General features: G+C 73.3%; 3 protein-coding genes. 1 reads left to right on the forward strand and 2 read right to left on the reverse strand.

The window, feature by feature from the left end; translation table 11 throughout:
- Positions 1-816: nucleoside hydrolase-like domain-containing protein (locus B4E30_RS04500; protein WP_286793675.1), on the forward strand; the 816-nt coding region annotated here is incomplete at its 5' end.
- Positions 817-857: 41 nt separating this feature from the next.
- Here the strand turns inward: B4E30_RS04500 and B4E30_RS04505 are convergent.
- Together B4E30_RS04505 and B4E30_RS04510 are read right to left on the reverse strand one after the other, a co-directional pair.
- Positions 858-3,635, reverse strand: coding sequence for an alpha-L-rhamnosidase (locus B4E30_RS04505; protein ID WP_286793676.1), 2,778 nt, complete (start codon positions 3,633-3,635; stop codon positions 858-860).
- Positions 3,632-4,949 (reverse strand): family 43 glycosylhydrolase (locus B4E30_RS04510; RefSeq protein ID WP_286793677.1); only part of this gene is annotated, 1,318 nt, incomplete at its 5' end. The genes B4E30_RS04510 and B4E30_RS04505, both read right to left, overlap by 4 nt.

Consider the following 4,949-nt stretch of genomic DNA (forward strand, 5'->3'; position numbering starts at 1 on the left):
CTGATCCGCGAGACCATCCGCGACGAGGACCGCCCCCTGCTGTCGGCGGAATGGATGCGCGAGAACGTCACGAGCGCCGGCCCGCTCGGCGCGCTCTACCGGGTGTGGGGCGACGGACGCCAGATGGTGCCCGGCGACCCGACCGACTACTTCCACCTCTCCGGGCGTTCGGCCGACGAACTCCGCGCCGACGGCTACCAGGTGTGGATGCCGCCGCAGCCCGCCGGGGAGTGGATATCCGAGGGCGACACGACCACGATGTTGAACCTGCTCGTGCCGGGACTGCGGGCCTGGGAGCACCCCTCCTACGGCGGGTGGGGCGGACGAGCGGAGCGCACCGATATCGGACCCGACACGTGGGCAACGGTCGACGCGCGCACCTTCGGAGCTGGCGACGAGGCCGACGAGCACTCGGTCACGCGATGGTTCGCAGACGCGCAGGCGGACTTCGCCGCGCGCCTGCGCTGGTCGATCACGCCGGAGGTCGCCGCCGCGAACCACCACCCGCGCCTCGAGCTCGACGGCGCCGCCGACCGGAGTGTCGCGCCGGCCGAGAGCGTCGCGCTCATCGCCCGAGCGACCGACCCCGACGAAGACCGCGTCGAGGCGCATTGGTCGATCTTCGACGCCGCCGGCACGTGCCGGGGCGCGACGCTCGAGGCCGTGGATTCACCCGAGGGTGAGGCCCGCGCGCACGTGCTCATCCCGGCCGATGCCGAGCCCGGCACCACGGTGCACGTGATCGCCGAGGCCCGCGACCGGCATCCGACCCACCCCCTCGCGAGCTGGCAGCGCGTCATCCTCACCGTCCGCTGACCTGCACTCGATCCCGCGCGGATGTCGAAGCCGCGGCTGGGTCAGGCGGTGGCGGCGCGGATCGCGGCGTCGACCTCGGCGAGCACCGGCGGCGGCGTGAACATCAGGGCCGTCGACAGGGCGCGGCGCGAGCCCCACACCGTGCCCGTGCGCACCGCATCCGCCCGCTCCGGCGCATGCTCGGCCAGGGTGTCGAGCAGGGCGCGGTAGGCGCGCGGGTCGTCGATCACGTCGGCGAGCATCGCGTCGAGCCCGGGCAGGGGCGGATGCTGCCGCGGCTTCGCGGCGGCAGTGCGCCACGTGTGCGTACCCGATCCGACCTCGTGCACGTCGCCGTCGCCCAGGTCGACCTCGGCGACGGTGTTGGCGGGAACCACGGCCGTCACCACGACCTCGTCGCCCTCGCGTCGCCACGCCACCGCCGCGTCGCCGTAGGGCGTGAGGTGCCGGGTCGACGCGTGCTCGAGCGCCGGGAGAGGGCGGGGCGCGATGCGCAGCCGGCGGTATCCGGGCGCCGCCGGAGCGAGCCCGGCCACCGAGCGGTGCAGCCAGTCGGCCACCGCACCGAGGGCGTAGTGGTTGAACGAGGTCATCTCGCCGGGGTTGATCGTGCCGTCGGGCAGCATGGAATCCCACCGCTCCCATACCGTGGTGGCGCCCATCGTCACCGGGTAGAGCCACGACGGGCACTCCGTCTGCAGCAGCAGGCGCTCGGCCACCTCGAGGTGGCCGGCCTCCGTGAGCGCGTCGGCCACGAGCGGCGTGCCGACGAAGCCGGTGCCGATGCGGTATCCGCCCTCGCGCACCACGTCCGCCAGTCGCGCCGCGAGCGCCGCGCGCACGGGCGGGTCGGCGACCAGGTCGAAGCCGAGGGCGAGCGCGTAGGCGGTGGGAGCGTCGTTCATCATGCGCCCGGCGGGCGTGACGAACTCGGCGGCGAAGGCGGTGCGGCTGCGCTCGGCCAGATCGCCGTAGCGGCGGGCGTCCTCGTCGTGTCCGAGCAGCTCGGCCGCATCGGCGGTCAGCCGCAGCGACCGTGCCAGGTAGGCCGACGCGACGACATCATCCGACACCTTGGCCGCTCCGGGGTCATCCGGCGGAGCCGAGGGGTCGAGCCAGTCGCCGAGCTGCATGCGGCCGGTCCAGAGGCCGGAGCCGTCGGTGTCGGCGAGCACGGCCTCGACCCACGTCCGCATCGACGCGTACTGCGCCTGCACCACCCCGACATCGCCGAAGCGTTCGTGCATCACGGTGGGAACGACGGTCGCGGCATCGCCCCACGCCGCGGTCGGACCGCCGGAGCCGAACCCGGGGAGCGCCGCGGGAACGACCAGCGGCACGGAGCCGTCGACGGTGCGAGCCTGTTCGTGGGCGAGGTCGCGCAGCCACGACGTGAGGAACCCGTCGCAGTCGTAGAGATAGCTCGCCGTCGGCGCGAACACCTGGATGTCCCCCGTCCACCCGAGGCGTTCGTCGCGCTGCGGGCAATCCGTCGGGATCGACAGGAAGTTGCCGCGCATGCCCCACACGACGTTCTCGTGAAGGCGGTCGAGCTCGGCGTGCGACGAGTCGAACCATCCGGTGCGGCGCATGTCGGTGTGCAGCACGACCGCCTCGACGTCGTCGGGAGAGACATCGACGCCGGTGATCTCCGCGTAGCGGAAGCCGTAGAAGCTGAACCGCGACTCCAGCACCTCGTCGTCGCCCGACAGGTCGAAGGTCGCCGTCGCGGCGGCGTTGCGCAGCGGCCGGATGCCGAGCTCGCCGTTCTCGAGCACCTCGGCGTGACGCACGACGAGCCGGGTGCCGCGCTCGCCGCCCGCGCGGATGCGCAGCCGGCCGACGAGGTTCTGGCCGAAATCGAGGATGCGTCCGCCCGACGGCGACGCGATGACATCCGCCACCGGCAGAGTCTGCACGCGCCGCACCGGCGGCGCGATGCGCGCCTCGGGCACGGGCACGCTCTCGTAGCCCGCCTTCGCGGCGGCACCGACGCGAACCGGCGTCCAGGCCGCCGCGGTCCGGCGGAGGTCCTGATGCTCACCGGCGTAGATCCCGCTGTCGACGACGGGGCCGTCGCCGGCCGCCTCCCATGACGCGTCGGTCGCGGCGACGGTGCGCACCGTGCCGTCGACGGCGGTGATGCGCACCTGGGCGAGGAAAGAGGGCTGGGTGCCGTAGAGGCGGTCGGTGAAGGTGAAGAAGCCGTACTTCTCGGTGTACCAGGCGCCGGCGACGGCGGCGGCGAGCTCGTTCTCACCGGGATGCACGAGCTCGGTCACATCGACCGTCTCGTGCACGAGACGGTCGCGGTACGCGGTCCACCCCGGCGCGAGCACATCGTCGGAGACCGCCACGCCGTTCACGCGCGGCTCGGCGACGCCGAGGGCCGTCCACAGCAGCTCCGCCCGTGCGACGTCATCGCCGAGGGCGAAGCGCGTGCGCACCTCGAACGGCTGGGCGTCGCGCGAGGGCGACGCGAGCCCGACGGGCTCGGCGACCCACTCGCCCTCGGCGAGGAAGGCCGCCGTGACGGGTGTCGGTGCGCTCCATCGCGTGGACTCCCCCGCCGTCGAGTGCACGCGCACCGCCACGTCACGGCGCTCGCCGGCTGCCAGCGGCGCGAACGGCCAGGCGACGAGAACGCTGTCGGACGTGTCGAGGGTCACGGTGTCGACGCCGTCGGTGAGGTCCACCGAGCGCTGCCGCCATCCGCCCGGCGCGTCCGCCACCTGCCAGGTCAGCCGCGGCGTCTCGGTCGCGACCAGGGGGACGTCATCCCGCAGCTCCGCTCGCACGTGAGCGGTCGCATCCGTCATCCGTCGTGTCCCTCCGCCACCCACGACGATACGGCGACCTCGCCGGAGACCGCGTAGACGCCGATGACCCGGCCCGTGAACGACTCGGTCACCTCGCTCGACAGGAATCGTCCGTCGACGCGCGCGAGATCGATCCGGGTCCCGTCGACGGTCGCTGCCAGGTGGAACTCATCGCTCGTGGTCACCATGGCGGCCGCGGCCTGCGGCGGTCGTGACGCGAGGTGCAGGTCGACGACGTTCGACGCCGCGGCCGCCGTCCACTCCTGCAGCAGCCCGCCGATGTGGGCGCGGGCGGTGACCGACTGCCCGTCGGCCTCGATCTCGACGAAGAACCGCTCGTCGTAGCGAACGGCGAGACCGCCGGTGCCCGCGGAGACGTCCAGCCGCACCGTCACCTCGTTCGTCAGGTGCTCCTGACGGCGTCCGACGAAGACCGGCCGGGCGTCGGCGAGGGTCGACCCGTCGGCGGTCAGCACGAGACGGCCGTCGTCCCGTCGGCACACCTCGTCGGGGAATCGGCGCACCGAGATCCACTCCGCGTCCAGAGGCGCCGAGAAGTCGACGTCGACGCGCGTGCCGGGGCGGGGGTTCAGCTCGACGGGAGCGATGCCGGGCCAGCCGTCCCGCCACGTGACCTCGGTGACGAAGGTCTCGCGGCCGAGCGCCGAGAAGGCTCGGGTGCCGCTGCGCGGCCGCACGCCCAAGAGCACGCACAGCCACCGACCGTCGGGGCCGACGACGAGGTCGCCGTGACCGGTGTTCTGGATGGGGCGGGGCGTCGAGCGCGCCGAGACCAGCGGATTGCCGGGGGCGCCCTCGAAGGGTCCCTCCGGACCGTCACCGCGCGCGATGCTGATCGCGTGGCCGCGCTCGGTGCCGCCCTCGGCGATCATCAGGTACCAGGAGCCGTCGATCTCGTACAGGTGAGGCGCCTCGGGGAACATCAGGCCCGTTCCCGACCACAGCGACCGCGGCGCCTCGAGCGCCGTGTGGGTGTCGAGGTCGACCCGCACCTGCTGGATGCCCAGGTGCGTGGGGGCGTTCGGGTCCAGGTCGCCGGACAGCAGCAGGCCCGAGAAGGTGATGTAGCAGGTGCCGTCGGCGTCCCACGCGATGTCGGGGTCGATGCCGAAGACGCTCTCCGAGCCGTCTGCCATCACGATGAGGTCGCCGTCCGACCAGGGTCCCGCGGCGTCGTCGGCCGTGAAGTGCAGCATCCCGCGACCCATCGCGTCGGTGATCACGAGGTGGAACCGGCCGTCGTGGTGGCGGATCGTCGGGGCCCACGCGCCGCCGCCGGTCGGGACCGACTCG

Source organism: Microbacterium sp. UBA3394 (assembly GCF_002358725.1).
Taxonomy (GTDB): Bacteria; Actinomycetota; Actinomycetes; order Actinomycetales; family Microbacteriaceae; genus Microbacterium; species Microbacterium luteum.

What these genes read in the sequence shown, in the direction of transcription:
- B4E30_RS04505 (WP_286793676.1), bottom strand. Translation starts at nt 3,635, where the DNA reads ATGACGGATGCGACCGCTCACGTGCGAGCGGAGCTGCGGGATGACGTC.